Below are 17,095 nucleotides of genomic sequence, written 5' to 3'. Positions count from 1 at the left end.
ATTTTCAGTGCCGGGTGTCGTGCGGGGGCAGGGCGAAGTCCGGCGGGGCGTCGGGATCGTCGTCGCCTTCCTCCGGCTCGGGCTCGGCCCAGAAGAGGCGGTCGGGCAGCACGTGGCCCATGCCCGGCCGGAAGCCCGCGTCGAGGCAGCGGTCCATGTAGGCCAGCGCTTCCGTGGTCGCGGCCACGAGGTCGGTGCCGCTGGCGAGCAGGGCGGCCAGCGCGGCCGACAGGGTGTCGCCCGCGCCCGCGAAGACGGCCTCGAGCCGCTCGTACTTCTCGCTGGCGAGCACCGACTGCGGCGAGGCCAGCACGTTGTCTATGAACTGGTCGGGCAGCATCAGGCCGGTGACCAGCGTGTAGGGCACGCCGAACTCGCCGGCGGCCTTGGCGATGTCGCGCGCGCCGGGCGGACGGTCGCCGTTCCAGTCCGGAAGCAGCCAGCGCCACAGGGTACTGTGGTTTCCAACCAACACTGTCGTCTGGGGCAGGACGAGCTCGCGAAAAGCGTCCAGATAGGGCTCGATCAGGTTCTCGTCCCACCAGGAAAGATTGGGCATGTAGGCCACCACGGGCACCTCCGGATAGTCGGCGGCGGTTTCCGCGATGGTGCTCAGCGCCTCGGTGGTGCCGGCGAAGCCGACCTTGATCAGCTGTACCTCCACGTCCTCCAGGATGGCGCGCGCCTGCTCGGCGATGGCCTCCTCGTCGAAGGGGAAGTGATCGAAAATCTCGGCTGTGTCCCGGGCGTAGGCGCCCGTGACGACGGGCAGGATGTGTGCGCCTACCGACCCCATGGCCAGGGCGTCGGCGCCCAGCCCGCCCGCACCGCTGGGATCGCTGGCATTGAACACCAGCACGCAGGGGGGATTCAGGTCGTGCTCGGCCGGCTCGCCGGCATCCTGCGAGGGGTCGTTAAGATCGCCCGGTTTGCGGGCGTCGTCTGCTGGAAGTAAGTAGATGGTCATACGCCGTGCGGAATCCTCTGGATGGTGGCATAGGCGCGACGTTTACAGTCTGCCAGAGAGATACGCATAGATACACTCGTTGCATTTAATGAACAAGGACTTTAAGCTCCGATGAACACGAAAACTTGGATGTGCCTGATTTGTGGGTGGATCTATGACGAAGCGGTTGGTGTACCGGAAGATGGCATCGCGGCAGGCACGGCCTGGGCCGATGTTCCGATGAACTGGACCTGTCCTGAGTGCGGCGCGCGCAAGGAAGACTTCGAAATGGTTGAAATCTGAAAGCATGGCATAGATAGAGCTACGCGGTCTGCGTCGATGTTCGGCGCGGCGGGCTTCCAAGTCTCATGAGCAGGAGCGTTTGCAATGGGCCCGAATGGATCTGGTTACAAGGTGCTTGTCATCGACGACAGCAACACCATCCGGCGCAGTGCCGAGATTTTTCTGAAGCAGGGTGGGCACGAGGTTCTTCTCGCCGAAGACGGCTTCGACGCGCTCTCCAAGGTTAACGACCACAAGCCGCATCTGATTTTCTGCGACATCCTGATGCCGCGCCTGGACGGCTACCAGACCTGCGCCATCATCAAGCGCAACGCCCACTTTTCCAACGTCCCGGTCGTCATGCTGTCGTCGAAAGACGGTGTATTCGACAAGGCACGCGGCCGCATGGTCGGTTCCCAGGACTACCTGACCAAGCCTTTCACCAAAGACCAGCTGCTGCAGGCCGTGCAGCAGTTTGGCACCGTTCAACAGGAAGTGCAGTAATGCCCATTCGAAAAATCCTCGTCGTCGACGACTCCAAGACGGAACTGGTGTTCCTGTCCGACCTCCTCCAGAAGAACGGCTTCGCCGTCAAGACGGCTGAAAACGCCGACGACGCCATGCGCCGCCTCGAGGAAGAGCACCCCGACCTGATCCTCATGGACGTGGTCATGCCCGGCCAGAACGGCTTCCAGCTCACGCGCGCCATCGCCCGCGACCCGAAATACGCCGCGATCCCGATCATCCTGTGCACCAGCAAGAACCAGGAGACGGACCGCGTCTGGGGCATGCGCCAGGGCGCGCGCGACTACATCGTGAAGCCGGTCAACGCCGCCGACCTGATGTCCAAGATCAGCGCCCTGAACTGAGCGAAAGCCTGCCGAGTCCATGGCGAATCGCGATGCTCTGAGAGCCTTCCAGTCCCGGCTGGCGAGCCGCCTGCAGGCCGCTCGCACGACGGGGGTGGCCGCCACCTGGCTGGCGGTCGAGGCCGGCGAGGGCAAATACCTCTTTCCGCTGGGACACGCCGGCGAGATCTTTCCCTGGACGCCGCCGCAGCCCGTGCCCTACACGCAGCCGTGGTTCCTCGGCGTTGCCAACCTGCGCGGCGGCCTCTACGGCGTCGTGCAGCTTGCGGCGTTCGCCACCGGCGTTCCTGTCGCGCTGGCCGCCACCGAGGCGGCGCGCATCCAGTCGCGGCTCGTTGCTTTCAACGAGCTGCTCGAAGTCAACTGCGCTTTGCTGGTCGATCGACTGGCGGGGTTGCGGGGGGCGGAGGCCTTCACGGCATCCGAGCCTCCTGGCGCAGAAGCACCTGCCTGGCACGGGCATCTGTTTACCGATGCAGCGGGGGAGCGCTGGCAGGAAGTCAACCTGCAGGCGCTTTCGCAGCAACCCCAGTTTTTGAGCATTGGTGCGTAGTGCCGCCGCACGCCGTACCGGAAACCACCTGAAGGACCGACCGTGAGCTCGATCGCCGACAAGTTCAAGAAATTACTGCCCGTGAACAACGGGAACGACAAGGCCCGCGTCGATGGCTCCGGTTCGATATCGCTCGACGATGTCGATACCGTCCAGGTTCCGGACGAGAAAACCGTGCGCCTCGCCAGGAAGGGCTCCGCGGCCCCCGACACCAGCTTCGGCGACGTCGACCTGCCCGGCGGCGGCGACGCAGCCAACGAGCCCGGCGCCGCGCCTGCCGAAGTCGCGCCCGACGCCACCGGCGGCCGCGCGGGCTCCAACCCCGCGAAGCAGCAGCGTATCCTGGCCATCATGCTGGCGGTCGTGGTGCTGCTGCTGCTGCTGGTCGCAGGCTCCGCAATTCTTCGCGCCGAACGCCTCGCGCAGCAGGTGGCGGCCACCGGCCAGTCGCTGATGCAGTCGCAGCGTCTCGCCAAGTCGATCTCGCAGGCCCTCGTGGGCAGCGCCTCGGCCTTCGTCGAAGTGAAGGACGCCGCAGACGACCTCACGCGCCGCGTGCAGGGCCTGACCAACGGCGACGACTCGCTGCGCCTGGAGCGCGTGGGCAACCAGTACGACGAGGAGATGAACAAGATCAATCCCCTCGTCACCCGTGCCGACGCCAGCGCCAAGGTCGTGCTGGCCCAGCGCCAGATCCTGACGCAGGTGGGTGCCGCTCTGCGCGACATCAACCAGCAGTCGTCCACGCTGCTCGAGATGACGGAAACCGTCGCCTCGCTGAAGATGCAGCAGAACGCCACGCTGCCCGAGATCTCGGCCGCCGGCCAGCTCGTGATGCTGACGCAGCGCATCGGCAAGTCGACCAACGAGTTCTTCACGGTCGAGGGTGTGAACCCGGACGCCGTGTTCCTGCTGGGCAAGGACCTGAACACCTTCCAGGAAACCACCCGCGGCCTGCTCGACGGCAATGCGCAGCAGCGCTTCCCCGGCTCGAAGGACCCGCAGACGCGCCAGCAGCTCGAAGCCATCCTGAAGACCTATGAACAGATGCGCACGCAGGCATCGGCCATTCTGGGCAACCTGCAGGGCCTGGTGGCCGCGCGCGAAGCGCAGGCATCGATCCTGACCGACAGCGAGCCGCTGCGCAAGTCGCTGGGCGACCTGCAGGAAAAGCTCTCCGCCCGCACCGGCCTTGGCGCCGGCACCATCGTGCTGCTGTTCGTGCTGTCGCTGGCCGCCCTGGCACTCGCCGGCGCCATCGGTTTCGTGCAGGTGCGCGAAGGCCGCGAACGCGCCGCCGTCGCCGAACGCGAGCGTCTGGCCGCCGAACAGGCTTCCGACGAAGCCAGCCGCGTGAACAACGCCAACCAGGCCGCCATTCTTCGGCTGATGAACGAACTGCAGACAGTGGCCGAAGGCGACCTGACGCAGGAAGCGACCGTGACCGAGGACATCACCGGCGCCATCGCCGACTCGGTGAACTACACGGTGGAAGAACTGCGACTGCTGGTGGGCAACGTGCAGAACACGGCAACCCGCGTGGCGCAGACGACGTCGCAGGTGGAAAACACCTCCACCGAACTGCTGGCGGCATCGACCGAACAGCTGCGCGAGATTCGCGAAACCGGCCAGTCGGTGCTGACCATGGCCGAGCGAATCAACGGCGTGTCCACCCAGGCGCAAGAGTCCGCCACCGTGGCGCGCCAGTCGCTGCAGGCTGCGTCGTCGGGTCTGCAGGCCGTGCAGAACGCCATCGGCGGTATGAACTCCATCCGCGACCAGATCCAGGAAACCTCCAAGCGGATCAAGCGCCTGGGCGAATCCTCGCAGGAGATCGGTGAAATCACGGAGCTGATCTCGGACATTACCGAACAGACGAACGTGCTGGCACTGAACGCCGCCATTCAGGCAGCGTCCGCCGGTGAAGCCGGCCGAGGCTTCTCGGTGGTGGCGGAAGAAGTTCAGCGGCTGGCCGAACGCTCCGCGGACGCCACGCGCCAGATCTCGGCGCTGGTGAAGGCGATTCAGACCGACACGCAGGACGCGGTGGGCGCCATGGAGCGTTCCACGCAGGGTGTGGTCGAAGGGGCCAAGCTGTCCGACAACGCGGGTACCGCGCTGTCCGAGATCGACCGCGTGTCGCGCCGACTCGCCGACCTCATCGAGCAGATTTCGCAATCCGCCTCCCGCGAAGCCGATTCGGCCAACGTGGTGGCCGCGAACATCCAGCACATCTTCGCGGTGACGGAACAGACCGGCGAGGGCACGCGTACCACGGCACAGCAGGTGCGCGAACTCTCGCAGATGGCCGAAGAACTGCGCCGATCGGTTGCCCGTTTCAAGATTGCGTGATGACGCTCTCCTCCAGCCTTCGCGCACTTCGTGTCGCTGCGGCAGCCCTCTTCCGGGGGCAATACCGGCGGCCCGGCAAAGCCGGTTCCGCGGTGTTTCGTGAAGTGGCCGCGACGGCCTTGTGCATTCGGGGCGCATCGCGCCCATTGAAAAACTGACAGTCAAAGAACGGCGAGCACCCAACGTGTCGATTCAAACCCCTGCCACGGCCCCTCACGCCGGCAACACGCCGGTCACCGAAGACCTCGGGCCGCTGGCCTGGGTGCTGGGAGAAATCCAGAAATCCCTTGACGGTGTAGGCAAGTCGTTGCGGCGCTTCGTTCGCGAAGTGGATGCCGCCGCGTCCGAGCCCGAGGCCGGTCCGCTGCAGATGGCCCGCCAGCAGTTGCACCAGGCCGTCGGCGCGCTCCAGATGGTGGGGCATTCCTCGCCCGCGCTGGTGCTCGGCGCCATCGAGTTCGCGGTGCAGGGCTTCATCGCCGAGCCGCAGCGCTGCACCGAAGCCGCGGTGCTCAAGATCGAGCGTGCAGGCTTCGCCGTCACCGACTTCCTCGGCGCGCTGCTGGCCGGCAAGCCGGTGTCGTCGGTCGCGCTGTTTCCGCAGTACCGCGACGTCCTCGAACTGGTCGGCAACGAGCGCGTGCACCCGGCCGACCTGTGGAGCACCGCCTGGCGCTGGGTCGAGATCAAGCCCGCGGTCACGCAGGCTGCCGTCGCCTACGACCCGGCCGTGCGCTCGCGCCTCGACCGCGAGGTGCTGCAGCTCGTCAAGAGCGGCGACACGCAGGCCGCGCGCCGGCTGCATGCGCTGTGCCTGGGCCTCGGCCGCGGCGCGCTGCTGCCTCGCGTCTCCAGCTTCTGGACCCTGGCCGCGGGCTTTTTCGAGGCCCTGGCAGCGGGGCTGATCCAGCCCGACGCCTACGTCAAGCGCGCCGCCTCCCGTGTGCTGCTGCAATACGCCACGCTCGCGCGCGGCGACAGCCTCGTGTCCGACCGGCTGGGCCAGGACCTGCTCTTCTTCTGCGCGCAGGCCGTGCCCGCCGCGGGCGACGATGCCGCCACGCTGCGCACCGTGCGCACCGCCTGGGGCATCTCGGGCGAACAGCGCGTCGACTACAACGTCGAGCAGTTCGGCCGCTTCGATCCGCTCGTGCTGCAGCAAGCGCGCAAGCGTATCGAGACCGCCAAGGAAATGTGGTCGGCGCTCTCGGGCGGCGACATCACCCGCACCCGCCAGGTGGCGGACACCTTCGCGCAGCTGGGCGAATCGCTGCAGAAGCTGCATCCGCCGAGCCTGCCGATGGTGCAGGCCCTGACCCACGCGGTCGAGGCCTCCGTGCGTTCCGGCCAGGCGCCGGGTACCGAACTCGCGATGGAAGTCGCCACCTCGGTGCTCTACCTCGAAGCCGCGCTCGAAGACCTCGACCCGAGCGATCCACAGCTCACCGCCCGCACGCTGCAGCTCGCGGGCCGCATCGAGCGCGTGCGCGCCGGCGGCCACTCCGAGCCGCTCGAGCCGTGGATGGAGGACCTCTACCGCCGCGTGAGCGACCGCCAGACCATGGGCACCGTGGTCGACGAGCTGCGCAGCCACCTGAGCGAACTCGAGAAGTCGCTCGACCAGTATTTCCGCCGCCCGGCCGAGAAGGGCCTGCTGCGCACCGTGCCGACGCAGCTCATGCAGATGCGCGGCGTGTTCTCCGTGCTCGGCCTCGACCAGGCCGCGCTCACCGTCCAGCGCATGCGCGAGGACGTCGAGGCGATGCTCGTCAGCACCTCGCCGGCCGAGGAAATGGCCGGCTTCGATGCGCTGGGCAACAACCTCGGCGCGCTGGGCTTCCTGATTGACATGCTGGGCTACCAGCCCGCGCTGGCCAAGCGCCTGTTCGTGTTCGACGCCGAGGCGGGCGAGCTCAAGCCGCTGATGGGCCGCCAGGCTGCCGAGGCCGAGAGCGGCGAGGGCGCCGCCGCGGGCCAGGCGCCCGCCGCCGAGGCCGTGCTCAGCATCGAGGAAGTCGACGCGCAGATCGCCTCCAAGCTCGCGGCGCTCGCCGCGCCCAAGGCCAAGCCTTCGCCGATCGAGGAATTCAGCAAGAAGGCCGACAGCTGGACCCACAAGATCACCGGCCCGGCCGAGCTGCCCGACACCGAAGTCACCGAGCTCGAAGAAGACGACCTGCAGAACATCTTCCTCGAAGAGGCGCGCGAGGTCGTGCAGAACGGCCTGGCCGCCATCGAGGAACTCGGCAGCTACCCGGACGACTCCGAGGAGCTCACGATCCTGCGGCGTGCCTTCCACACGCTCAAGGGAAGCTCGCGCATGGTCGGCCTCACCGAGTTCGGCGATGCCGCATGGTCGCTCGAACAGGTGCTCAACACCTGGCTGGCCGACCAGCGCCCCGCCACGCCGGCGCTGCTGGAAGGCACCGAACGCACGATGAAGGACTTCGGCCAATGGGTCGAAGCCATCGCCGCGGGCTCCGCGCAGGGCTGGAAGTCCGCGCCGTTCAGCCGCGTGGCCAATGCATTGCTGGCCGGCGAGCCCGTGCCCCCGCCGGTGCGCGTGGCCGACGCGGAGGCCCTGGCGGTCGCCGCGCGCCACATCGCCGCCGAGGCGCCGATGTCCGCGCCCGCGCCGCTCGAAGTTCCCGCGCCAGTGGCGCCTGCACCGGTCGCGGCGGAACTGCCGCCCCTGCGCCTGCCCGACCTGCCGGACCTGTCGTTCACCACGCAGGCTCCGGCGCCCGTGCAGGCGCCTGCACCGGCCGCGGCCCCCGAGATCCCGCCGCTCCAGACCCTGGACTGGCAGGTGCCGGAGCCCGCGAAGGCCGGCACGCCCGAGGCCGACGACGATTTCACGTCGACCGACTTCATCGACTTCGATGCCAAGCCGCAGGCCGAAGAACCCGCGCCGCTGGTCCTGCCCAGCGGCGAGATGTTCGACTTCCTCGCGCCGCCCGCCAGGACGCCCGCGACCGTCGAACTCAAGCAGGAACCCGCCGAACTGGCGACTCCGCCGGCTCCCGCGGCCGAACCCATCGCCGCCACCGTGCCCACCACCGCCGGCCTGCCAGATCTGCAATGGGAGCCCGAGCCGCTGCCCGTGCAGGCTGCGGAACCCGTCGTCGAGCCGGAGCCCGTTTCCGTTTCCGTTCCCGAAGCGGTCGAGGCGGTGGAAGCTCCGCTGCCGGTGGAAGAGCCGGTCGCCGTGCCCGAGCCGCAACTGGCGGTCGAGCCCGAAGCCGAACCCCAGCCTGCCCCGGTGGCTGCGGCCGAGGAAGCCCTCGTGCCCATCTTCGAGGCACCGGCCGCTCCCGCCGAGGCGCAGATCCTCGTCGCCGATGCGGTCGAGGCCCCGGCGCCGGAACCCGTGACGAGCGTCGAGGCGGCTCAGCCCGTCGAAGCCATCGAAGCCGCCGCTCCTGCAGTGCCGCAGGAAAGCGCCGACGACCAGGTCAAGGTCATCGGCCCGCTGCGCATCGGCATCCAGCTCTACAACGTCTACCTCAACGAGGCCGACGAATGGTCCCGCCAGCTCGCCACCGATGTCGGCGAGTGGGCGCTCGAGTCGCATGAGCGCATGCCCGACTCGACCATCGCGCTGGCCCATTCGCTGGCCGGCAGCTCGGCCACCGTCGGCTTCCACAGCCTGTCGGGCATGGCCCGCCTGTTCGAGGCCGCGCTGCAGCACCTGCAGATGCAGGGCAGCGGCACGCGCGAGCAGGGCACGGTGCTGGTGGCCGCGGCCGACGAACTGCGCCGCCTGCTGCACCAGTTCGCCGTCGGCCTGCTGCGCGATCCGGCGGAAGGCACGCTGCAGGCGCTGCGCGACATCGCCAACTCGCCGATGCCCACCGAGGTGGCCATGCGCGCCGAAGCCCGTCCGCTGCCGCAGGTGGTGGTCAGCGAGCCGGTCGCCGACGTGGCGCTGGACGATTCCGAAGACGCCATCGACCTGGCCGACGCGGTCGACGTCGACCTGTTCCCCATCTTCGAGGAAGAGGCGGCCGAACTGCTGCCCCAGCTCGGCGAAGCGCTGCGCCAGTGGGCGCACCACCCCGACGACAGCGCGCCGCGTGCCTCGGTGCTGCGCACGCTGCACACGCTCAAGGGCAGCGCGCGGCTGGCCGGCGCCATGCGCCTGGGCGAGCGCGCGCACCGCATGGAGTCCGAGATCGAGGTCCTGGGTTCCCAGGGCGCCGAGCGGGCCGACATCGAGAAGCTGCTGATGCGTCTCGACACCCTGCAGGCCACCTTCGACGCGCTGCGCGCGGCCGACGACGCCACGCAGGTCGAGCTGGCCCAGATCGTGGCCGCGGCCACCTCGGCGGCGCCCGTCACCGTCGCATCCCAGGCGCCCGAAGCCGGCGTGCCGGCGAACGACGAGACCGCCGCCTCCGTGGCGAGCCTGGACGACCAGCCCGCCGCCGAAGCCGCTGCGGCTCCCGAAGCGGCAGCGGCCGACGCCCCCGCCACGCTGCAGCCGCGCCCCGCGCCGGCCGCCCTGGTGGCACCGCTGCGTGCCGCGACCGGCCAGGCGGTGCGCATCCGCACCCAGCTGCTCGACCGCCTGGTCGCGCAGACCGGCGAGGTCATCATCACGCGTTCGCGCCTGGAGGCCGAACTCGGCCAGCTGCGCGGCTCGCTGTCCGACCTCACGGGCAACCTGGACCGCCTGCGCCAGCAGCTGCGCGACATCGAAGTGCAGGCCGAAAGCCAGATGCAGTCGCGCCTCGCGCAGGCCAAGGACTCGCAGCAGAGCTTCGACCCGCTGGAGTTCGACCGATTCACCCGCGTGCAGGAGCTCACGCGCATGATGGCCGAGTCGGTGAACGACGTGGCCACCGTGCAGCGCACCCTGCAGAAGACGGTGCAGGCGACGGAAGACGACCTCAGCGTGCAGGCGCGCCAGACGCGCGAACTGCAGCGCGGCCTGCTGCGCACGCGAATGGTGGAGTTCGAAGGCATCTCCGACCGCCTCTACCGCGTGGTGCGCCAGGCCTCGAAGGACACCGGCAAGCAGGTGCGCCTGGACATCGTCGGCGGTTCCATCGAAATGGACCGCGGCGTGCTCGACCGGATGACGCCCGCCTTCGAGCACCTGCTGCGCAACTGCGTGGCCCACGGCATCGAGGATTCGGCCGTGCGCGAGAAGGCCGGCAAGGACGCCAGCGGCCTGATCGTCATCGACCTGCACCACGAAGGCAACGACGTGTCGGTGAGCTTCCGCGACGACGGCGCCGGCCTCGACCACAAGCGCATCGCCGAGCGTGCCCGCACGCTGGGCCTGCTGGGTGCCGACCAGGAACTCACGGCCGAAGAGGCCACCGAGCTGATCTTCAAGCCCGGTTTCTCGACGGCGGGGCAGGTTTCCGAACTCGCCGGCCGCGGCATCGGCATGGACGTGGTGCGCGCGCAGATCGCGGCGCTCGGCGGCCGCATCGAGACGCACAGCACCCAGGGCCAGGGCACCACCTTCAAGCTGGTGCTGCCGCTGACCACCGCCGTGACGCACGTGGTGATGCTGCGCGCGGGCGAGGTGTCCATCGGCGTGCCGTCGAACCTGGTGGAACTGGTGCAGCGCGTGGGCTCGGCCGACCTCGAGGCCGCCTACCTGAACAACAGCCATCCCTTCGGCAGCGAGCATGTGCCGTTCTACTGGACCGGCGCGCTGCTGCAGGCGTCCACCCGCAGCGAGCACGGCCTGGCCAAGAACAACACCATCGTGGTCGTGCGAAGCGCGGCGCAGCGCGTCGCCCTGCACGTGGACGAAGTGCTGGGCAACCAGGAAGTCGTGGTGAAGAACCTCGGCCCGCAGCTGGCGCGGCTGCCTGGCCTGGCCGGTATCTCGGTGCTGGCCTCGGGCGCGGTGGCGCTGATCTACAACCCGGTGGCGCTGGCCGCGGTGCATGGCGAGCAGGCGCGCGAGCGCCAGGCCGCAGCCGCGATCGCGGCAACCTCGGCGGCGCAGGCCGCGACCGCTGCGGTCGAGCACGGCGCACCGCAGGAGCCGTCGCAGGCGCTGGCGCCGGTGGTGCCGCAGATCCCGCTGGTGCTGGTGGTGGACGACTCCATCACCGTGCGCCGCGTCACGCAGCGCCTGCTGCAGCGCGAAGGCTATCGCGTGTCCCTCGCGGCCGACGGCCTGCAGGCGCTCGAACGGCTTCAGCAGGAACGCCCGGCGGTGGTGCTGTCGGACATCGAGATGCCGCGCATGGACGGCTTCGACCTGGCCCGCAACATCCGCGCCGACGCGGCCCTGGCCGAGCTGCCGATCATCATGATCACCTCGCGCATCGCCGAGAAGCACCGCGACTACGCGCGCACGCTGGGCGTGAACCACTACCTCGGCAAGCCGTACTCGGAAGAGGAGCTGCTGCGCCTGGTGCGGGCGTACACGAGCGAGCCGGCGCTGGCGGCTGCCGCCTGACGCGCCGCGCTCCATCAAAGAAAAGGGCCTTCTCGAAGGCCCTTTTCTTTTTCCGGTTCTTTCTACTTCTACTTCTGCAGCGCCTTCGCCCGCGCCACCCCGTAGCGCTGCAGCGTCTTCTCGCGCGCCTCGGCGTGGTCGACCACCGGCTTCGGGTAGGTCTCGCCGAGCTTGATGCCGGCGGCCTCCAGCTCCACCGGCGAGGCCAGCCACGGCGCATGGATCGCCGTGTTCGACAGCCCCGCCAGCTGCGGCAGGTAGCGGCGGATGAACTTGCCCTCGGGGTCGAAGCGCTCGCTCTGCGTGACCGGGTTGAAGATGCGGAAGTAGGGCTGGGCGTCGCAGCCGCTGGAGCTGGCCCACTGCCAGCCGCCGTTGTTCGAGGCCAGCTCGAAGTCGTTGAGGTGCAGCGCGAAGTAGGCCTCGCCGCGGCGCCAGTCCAGCCCCAGGTCCTTGCACAGGAAGCTCGCCGCCACCATGCGCAGGCGGTTGTGCATGTAGCCGCTCTGGTTGATCTGCAGCATGGCCGCGTCCACCAGCGGGTAGCCGGTGCGGCCGTTGCACCAGGCGTCGAAGAGCTGGTCGGCGTGCTTGCCGTGGTGCCACTGGATCTTGTCGTACTCGGGGCGGAAGCTCTTCGACTCGCCGCCTTTGTGCACGTGCGGGAAGTGCGCGAGGATCTGGAAATAGAACTCCCGCCAGATCAGCTCGCTCAGCCAGGTCGCTGCGCCCGTGTTGCCCTGCAGCGAGAGCTGGTGCGACAGGCTCGCCAGCTGCCGGATCGACACCGTGCCGAAGCGCAGGTGCACGCCCATGTAGCTGGGCCCGCGCACGGCGGGGAAGTTGCGCGCCTCGTCGTAGCGGTCGATGCGCTCGAAGAAGTCCTCGAAGAGCTGGCCGGCGCCTCGGGTGCCGGTGGGAATCTCCAGCGTCGACAGGTTGGTCTTCTCGAAGCCGATCTCGCGCAGCGCGGGCACCGGCTCGCCGTAGGCCTGCGGCGAGGGCGCCAGCGCGTCGGCGTGGCTGCGCACCGGGTACGGCTTCAGGAAGAAGGAATCGAGCTTCGCCAGCCAGGCCCGCTTGTAGGGCGTGAACACCGTGTAGGGCTGGCCGGTCTTGGTCATGACCTCGTCGCGGTCGAAGACGGTCGAGTCCTTGTAGGTGTGGAAGGTCACGCCGGCATTGGCCAGCGCGCCGAAGACCTTGGCGTCGCGCTCCAGCGCGTCGGGCTCGTCGTCGCGGTTGGCGAAGACCGCCTGCACCTCCAGCTCGCGGGCCAGTGCCGGGATCTCCTGCGCCGCCACCGCGTGCCGCACGATCAGCCCGCCGCCCAGCGCGCGCAATTCGGCCTCGAGCTCCACCAGCGATTCGCGGATGAATTCGACCCGGCGGTCGGCCGTGGGAAGGGCGTCCAGGATCGCCTTGTCGAACACGAAGACGCACAGCACCTGACGGCAGGCCCGCAGCGCCCGGTAGAGGGCGGCGTTGTCGTCCACACGGAGGTCGCGGCGGAACCACATGAGCCCTTTGGGATAGGTCTTGTCGACGGCCAGTAAAATCGGAGGCATATGGCCGCCGATTCTGCCCCGATGAACCTCACGCATCACTTTTTGATAGCGATGCCCGGGATGGAAGACAAAACTTTCAACCGCAGCGTCGTTTACCTCTGCGAACACAGCGAGCGCGGCGCGCTCGGCCTGGTGATCAACAAGCCCAGCGACATCAACCTCAAGGTGCTGTTCGAGAAGATCGAGCTGCACCTGGCCCGCCCGGAGCTGGGCGACGCCCCCGTATTCCAGGGCGGCCCGGTGCAGACCGAGCGCGGCTTCGTGCTGCACGAGCCGGTCTTCGCCCAGGCCGAGAAGCCCGAGGAATCCGTCTACGCCTCGACCATGACCATCCCCGGCGGGCTCGAGATGACCACTTCCAAGGATGTGCTGGAGGCCCTGGCCACCGGCGCGGGCCCGCGCAAGGTGCTGGTTTCCCTGGGCTATGCGGCCTGGGGCGAAGGGCAGCTCGAATCCGAGCTGGCCGAGAACAGCTGGCTCACCGTGGGCGCCGACCCGGCCGTGATCTTCGACACCCCGATCGAGCAGCGCTACGACAAGGCGCTGATGCTGCTGGGCCTGGAGGCCTGGAAGCTCTCTCCCGACGCCGGACACGCATGAGCGCAGCCGCCATGCCGGACGCCCCCGCTCCCACTGCTTCTTCTTCCGTTCCTGTTCCCGTTCCCGCCCATTTCCAGAGCTTCCTGGCCTTCGATTTCGGCCTGAAGCGCACGGGCGTGGCCAGCGGCAACCGGCTGCTGCGCACCGCCACGCCCCAGCCGACCATCAAGGCCGAGGGCGACGCGCGCTTCGCGCAGGTCGAGGCGCGCATCAAGGAATGGCAGCCCGACGCGCTGGTGATCGGCGTGCCCTGGCACCCCGACGGCGCCGCGCACGAGAACACCCGCCGCGCGCAGAAGTTCGCGCGCCAACTGCGCGGCCGTTTCAATCTCCAGGTGTTCGAGGTCGACGAGCGCTACAGCACCACCGAGGCCCTGTCGTCAGGCGCCCGCGATGCCGACGCGGCATCGGCCTGCATCATCCTGGAGCAATTTCTGAGGAGTCTCCAGGAATGAGGCTCTCCCCCAGGCTTCGCGCACTTCGTGTCGCTTCGCCAACCCCCTCGCCGGGGGCGACACCGGTGGCCCGGCAAAGCCGGTTCCACGGTGTTCCCCGAACTTTCCGTCTCCCTTGCCTTGCCGTGGAGCAATCATCGTGAGTTCTGTCGTTCCTGACGCCGAGGCGTTGTATCTCGACCTGCTGGCCGGCGTGAAGCCGCTGATGCGCCCCGAAACGAAGCTGGTCGGCATCACCTCCGGCGGCGCCTGGCTGGTCGAGCGGCTGCAGAAGGACCTGGGCCTGCCCGGCGCGCCCGGCATCATTTCGTCGGCGATGCATCGCGACGACTTCTCGCGCCGCGGCCTCTCGGCCAGCGTGCAGACCGCGCTGCCCTTCGACGTGAACGGCGCCGACGTGCTGCTGCTCGACGACGTGCTCTACACCGGCCGCACCATCCGCGCGGTGCTCAACGAGCTGTTCGACTTCGGCCGTCCGGCCAGCGTGCGCCTCGCGGTGCTGGTGGATCGCGGCGGCCGCGAGCTGCCCGTGGCCGCCGACTTCGCCGCCACGACGCTGGCGCTGCCCGACACGCAACTGCTCGCCCTCGCACGCGCCAACGACGGTGCCTTCAGCCTCAAGGTGGAGGAGAACAAGTAAATGCTCTACAAGCGAAATCCCCAGCTCAACAAGAACGGCGAGCTGATCCACCTGCTGTCGATCGAGGGCCTGCCCAAGGACATCGTCACGCACATCCTCGACACGGCCGCCAACTTCACGAGCGTGAGCGACCGCGAGGTGAAGAAGGTGCCGCTCTTGCGCGGCAAGAGCGTGTTCAACCTGTTCTTCGAGAACAGCACCCGCACGCGCACCACCTTCGAGATCGCGGCCAAGCGCCTCTCCGCCGACGTCATCAACCTCGACATCGCGCGCTCCTCGGCCACCAAGGGCGAGTCGCTGCTGGACACCATCGCCAACCTGAGCGCCATGGCCGCCGACCTGTTCGTGGTGCGCCACAGCGAGTCGGGCGCGCCCTACCTGATCGCGCAGCACGTCGCGCCGCACGTGCACGTGGTGAATGCCGGCGACGGCCGCCACGCGCACCCGACGCAGGGGCTGCTCGACATGTACACGATCCGTCACTACAAGAAAGACTTCTCGAACCTCACGGTCGCCATCGTCGGCGACGTGCTGCATTCGCGCGTGGCGCGCTCCGACATCCACGCGCTCACCACGCTGGGCTGCGCCGAAGTGCGCGTGGTCGGCCCCAAGACGCTGGTGCCCGGCGACATGGCCGGCATGGGCGTGCGCGTGTGCCACACGCTCGAAGAGGGCATCAAGGACTGCGACGTGGTCATCATGCTGCGCCTGCAGAACGAACGCATGAGCGGCGCGCTGCTGCCCTCGTCGCAGGAGTTCTTCAAGACCTTCGGCCTCACGCAGGAAAAGCTGCAGCTGGCCAAGCCCGACGCCATCGTGATGCACCCGGGCCCCATCAACCGCGGCGTGGAGATCGACTCCGCCGTGGTCGACGGCAAGCAGAGCGTGATCCTTCCGCAGGTCACTTTCGGTATCGCGGTCCGGATGGCGGTAATGAGCATCGTCGCAGGTAACGAAGCATAGAAATGTTGCTCGCCCCCAGTCTTCGCGCACTTCGTGTCGCTTCGCCAACCCCCTGCCGGGGGCAACACCAGTGGCCCGGCGAAGCCGGTTCCACGGTGTTTCCCGAAAAGGCCATGACTGTCACTGGAAGTACAGACGCATGAACATCCACATCGCCAACGGCCGCGTCGTCGACCCCGCGTCGGGCATCGACAAGCAGGCCGACATCGCCATCGCCGACGGAAAGATCGCCGGCATCGGCGGCAGCATTCCGGCAGGCTTCAAGGCCGAACGCACCATCGACGCCACGGGCTGCATCGTCGCGCCGGGCCTCGTCGACCTCGCCGCGCGGCTGCGCGAGCCCGGCTATGAGCATGAAGGCATGCTCGAAAGCGAAATGGCCGCGGCCATCGCGGGCGGCGTGACCAGCCTCGTGTGCCCGCCCGACACCGACCCGGTGCTCGACGAGCCCGGCCTGGTCGAGATGCTCAAGTTCCGCGCCGAGAAGCTGCAGGCCGCGCGCCTGTTCCCGCTGGGGGCGCTCACGCGCGGCCTGGCCGGCGGCGTGCTGACCGAGATGGCCGAGCTCACCGAGGCCGGCTGCATCGGCTTCGGCCAGGCCGACGTGTCGCTGGGCGACACGCAGGTGCTGCAGCGCGCGCTCTCCTACGCCAGCACCTTCGGCTACACCGTGTGGCTGCGCCCGCAGGACCGCGACCTCGGCAAGGGCGTCGCCGCCAGCGGCCCGCTGGCCACGCGGCTGGGCCTGGCGGGCGTGCCTGTGTCGGCCGAGACCATCGCCATCTTCACCATCGTCGAGCTGATGAAAGCAACCGGCGCACGCGTGCACCTGTGCCGCATCTCCAGCGCCCGCGGCGTGGAACTGGTGCGCCAGGCCAAGGCGCAGGGGCTGCCGATCACCTGCGACGTCAGCATCAACTCGCTGCACCTGGCCGACACCGACATCGGCTACTTCGACAGCCGCGCCCGCCTGAACCCGCCGCTGCGCCAGCAGGGCGACCGCGACGCGCTCTCGGCCGCGCTGGCCGACGGCACCATCGACGCGCTGGTGTCCGACCACACGCCGGTGGAGGCCGACGCCAAGACGTTGCCCTTCGCCGAGAGCGAGGCGGGCGCCACCGGGCTCGAGCTGCTGCTGCCGCTGGCGCTGCGCTGGGGCGAGCGCAGCGGCGCGGGCATCGCGCGCGCCATCGAGGTCGTCACCGCTGCGCCCGCGCGCCTGCTGGGCGCCACCGACGCGGGCGCCGGCATCGGCCGCCTGCAGCAAGGCGGCGTGGCCGACCTGTGCATCGCCGATCCCGCGCTCGAATGGCAGGTGGAGCCCGGCGCGCTCAGGAGCCAGGGCAAGCACACGCCCTTTGCCGGCTACCCGCTGCAGGGCCGCGCGCGCCACACGCTGGTGGCCGGCCGCATCGTCCACGGTTGAGAGGGGCCCGG

13 protein-coding genes are annotated in these 17,095 nt (G+C 68.8%); 11 read left to right on the top strand and 2 right to left on the bottom strand.

The annotated features are described in order from the left end of the window. Positions 1–4 precede the first annotated feature (4 nt). On the bottom strand, positions 5–967 hold the full coding sequence (gene thiD / locus EJP67_RS20905; protein ID WP_126023627.1) for a bifunctional hydroxymethylpyrimidine kinase/phosphomethylpyrimidine kinase: 963 nt from the start codon (positions 965–967) through the stop codon (positions 5–7). 111 nt (positions 968–1,078) lie between these two features. Between thiD and EJP67_RS20900 the strand changes: the two genes are divergently transcribed. From EJP67_RS20900 to EJP67_RS20875, 6 genes are all read left to right on the top strand, one after another. After that, a complete protein-coding gene (locus EJP67_RS20900; protein WP_007838397.1) occupies positions 1,079–1,249 on the top strand; it encodes a rubredoxin in 171 nt (56 codons plus the stop codon). A gap of 84 nt (positions 1,250–1,333) precedes the next feature. Continuing rightward, complete coding sequence (locus EJP67_RS20895; RefSeq protein WP_093205631.1) at positions 1,334–1,732, top strand: response regulator; 399 nt, start codon at positions 1,334–1,336, stop codon at positions 1,730–1,732. Beyond that, positions 1,732–2,097 carry a response regulator gene (locus EJP67_RS20890; RefSeq protein WP_093304503.1) on the top strand — a complete coding sequence of 122 codons (366 nt, stop codon included), beginning with the start codon at positions 1,732–1,734 and terminating at the stop codon, positions 2,095–2,097. Before EJP67_RS20895 ends, EJP67_RS20890 begins: the two co-directional genes overlap by 1 nt. Before the next feature lie 19 nt (positions 2,098–2,116). Next, positions 2,117–2,650 (top strand): chemotaxis protein CheW, encoded by a 534-nt coding sequence (locus EJP67_RS20885; RefSeq protein WP_126023626.1) that lies wholly within the window; start codon positions 2,117–2,119, stop codon positions 2,648–2,650. Between the two features lie 42 nt (positions 2,651–2,692). Then, positions 2,693–5,002, top strand: a complete 2,310-nt coding sequence (locus EJP67_RS20880) for a methyl-accepting chemotaxis protein (protein ID WP_126023625.1) — start codon at positions 2,693–2,695, stop codon at positions 5,000–5,002. 184 nt (positions 5,003–5,186) lie between these two features. Further along, on the top strand, positions 5,187–11,432 hold the full coding sequence (locus tag EJP67_RS20875) for a hybrid sensor histidine kinase/response regulator (RefSeq protein WP_126023624.1): 6,246 nt from the start codon (positions 5,187–5,189) through the stop codon (positions 11,430–11,432). Positions 11,433–11,500: 68 nt separating this feature from the next. Here EJP67_RS20875 and EJP67_RS20870 read toward each other — a convergent pair whose 3' ends face one another. After that, entirely contained in the window at positions 11,501–13,000 is a 1,500-nt protein-coding gene (locus EJP67_RS20870; RefSeq protein ID WP_126023623.1) for a cryptochrome/photolyase family protein, read from the bottom strand. Here EJP67_RS20870 and EJP67_RS20865 point away from each other — a divergent pair, their 5' ends adjacent. The 5 genes from EJP67_RS20865 (at position 13,001) to EJP67_RS20840 (ending at position 17,084) form a co-directional block, all read left to right on the top strand. Then, a complete protein-coding gene (locus EJP67_RS20865) occupies positions 13,001–13,600 on the top strand; it encodes a YqgE/AlgH family protein (protein WP_126023622.1) in 600 nt (199 codons plus the stop codon). It begins immediately after the preceding gene. Then, positions 13,597–14,055 (top strand): Holliday junction resolvase RuvX, encoded by a 459-nt coding sequence (gene ruvX / locus EJP67_RS20860; RefSeq protein WP_375792102.1) that lies wholly within the window; start codon positions 13,597–13,599, stop codon positions 14,053–14,055. The genes EJP67_RS20865 and ruvX overlap by 4 nt, the downstream gene beginning before the upstream one ends. A 139-nt stretch (positions 14,056–14,194) precedes the next feature. After that, positions 14,195–14,695 carry a bifunctional pyr operon transcriptional regulator/uracil phosphoribosyltransferase PyrR gene (gene pyrR, locus EJP67_RS20855; protein WP_126023621.1) on the top strand — a complete coding sequence of 167 codons (501 nt, stop codon included), beginning with the start codon at positions 14,195–14,197 and terminating at the stop codon, positions 14,693–14,695. After that, complete coding sequence (locus tag EJP67_RS20850) at positions 14,696–15,658, top strand: aspartate carbamoyltransferase catalytic subunit (protein ID WP_019656265.1); 963 nt, start codon at positions 14,696–14,698, stop codon at positions 15,656–15,658. A gap of 139 nt (positions 15,659–15,797) precedes the next feature. Then, positions 15,798–17,084 (top strand): dihydroorotase, encoded by a 1,287-nt coding sequence (locus EJP67_RS20840; RefSeq protein ID WP_126023620.1) that lies wholly within the window; start codon positions 15,798–15,800, stop codon positions 17,082–17,084. Positions 17,085–17,095: the final 11 nt, after the last annotated feature.

It is taken from the genome of Variovorax guangxiensis, assembly GCF_003952165.1.
Lineage (GTDB): Bacteria > Pseudomonadota > Gammaproteobacteria > Burkholderiales > Burkholderiaceae_C > Variovorax > Variovorax guangxiensis.
The sequence above is the reverse complement of the archived record's forward strand: the minus strand, read 5'-3'. Positions and strand labels throughout refer to the sequence as shown.

Excerpts from the sequence above, each read along its gene's own strand:
- thiD (WP_126023627.1), bottom strand. The coding sequence starts at position 967 with ATGACCATCTACTTACTTCCAGCAGACGACGCCCGCAAACCGGGCGAT.
- EJP67_RS20900 (WP_007838397.1), top strand. The coding sequence starts at position 1,079 with ATGAACACGAAAACTTGGATGTGCCTGATTTGTGGGTGGATCTATGAC.
- EJP67_RS20895 (WP_093205631.1), top strand. The coding sequence starts at position 1,334 with ATGGGCCCGAATGGATCTGGTTACAAGGTGCTTGTCATCGACGACAGC.
- EJP67_RS20890 (WP_093304503.1), top strand. The coding sequence starts at position 1,732 with ATGCCCATTCGAAAAATCCTCGTCGTCGACGACTCCAAGACGGAACTG.
- EJP67_RS20885 (WP_126023626.1), top strand. The coding sequence starts at position 2,117 with ATGGCGAATCGCGATGCTCTGAGAGCCTTCCAGTCCCGGCTGGCGAGC.
- EJP67_RS20870 (WP_126023623.1), bottom strand. The coding sequence starts at position 13,000 with ATGCCTCCGATTTTACTGGCCGTCGACAAGACCTATCCCAAAGGGCTC.
- EJP67_RS20865 (WP_126023622.1), top strand. The coding sequence starts at position 13,001 with ATGGCCGCCGATTCTGCCCCGATGAACCTCACGCATCACTTTTTGATA.
- ruvX (WP_375792102.1), top strand. The coding sequence starts at position 13,597 with ATGAGCGCAGCCGCCATGCCGGACGCCCCCGCTCCCACTGCTTCTTCT.
- EJP67_RS20850 (WP_019656265.1), top strand. The coding sequence starts at position 14,696 with ATGCTCTACAAGCGAAATCCCCAGCTCAACAAGAACGGCGAGCTGATC.
- EJP67_RS20840 (WP_126023620.1), top strand. The coding sequence starts at position 15,798 with ATGAACATCCACATCGCCAACGGCCGCGTCGTCGACCCCGCGTCGGGC.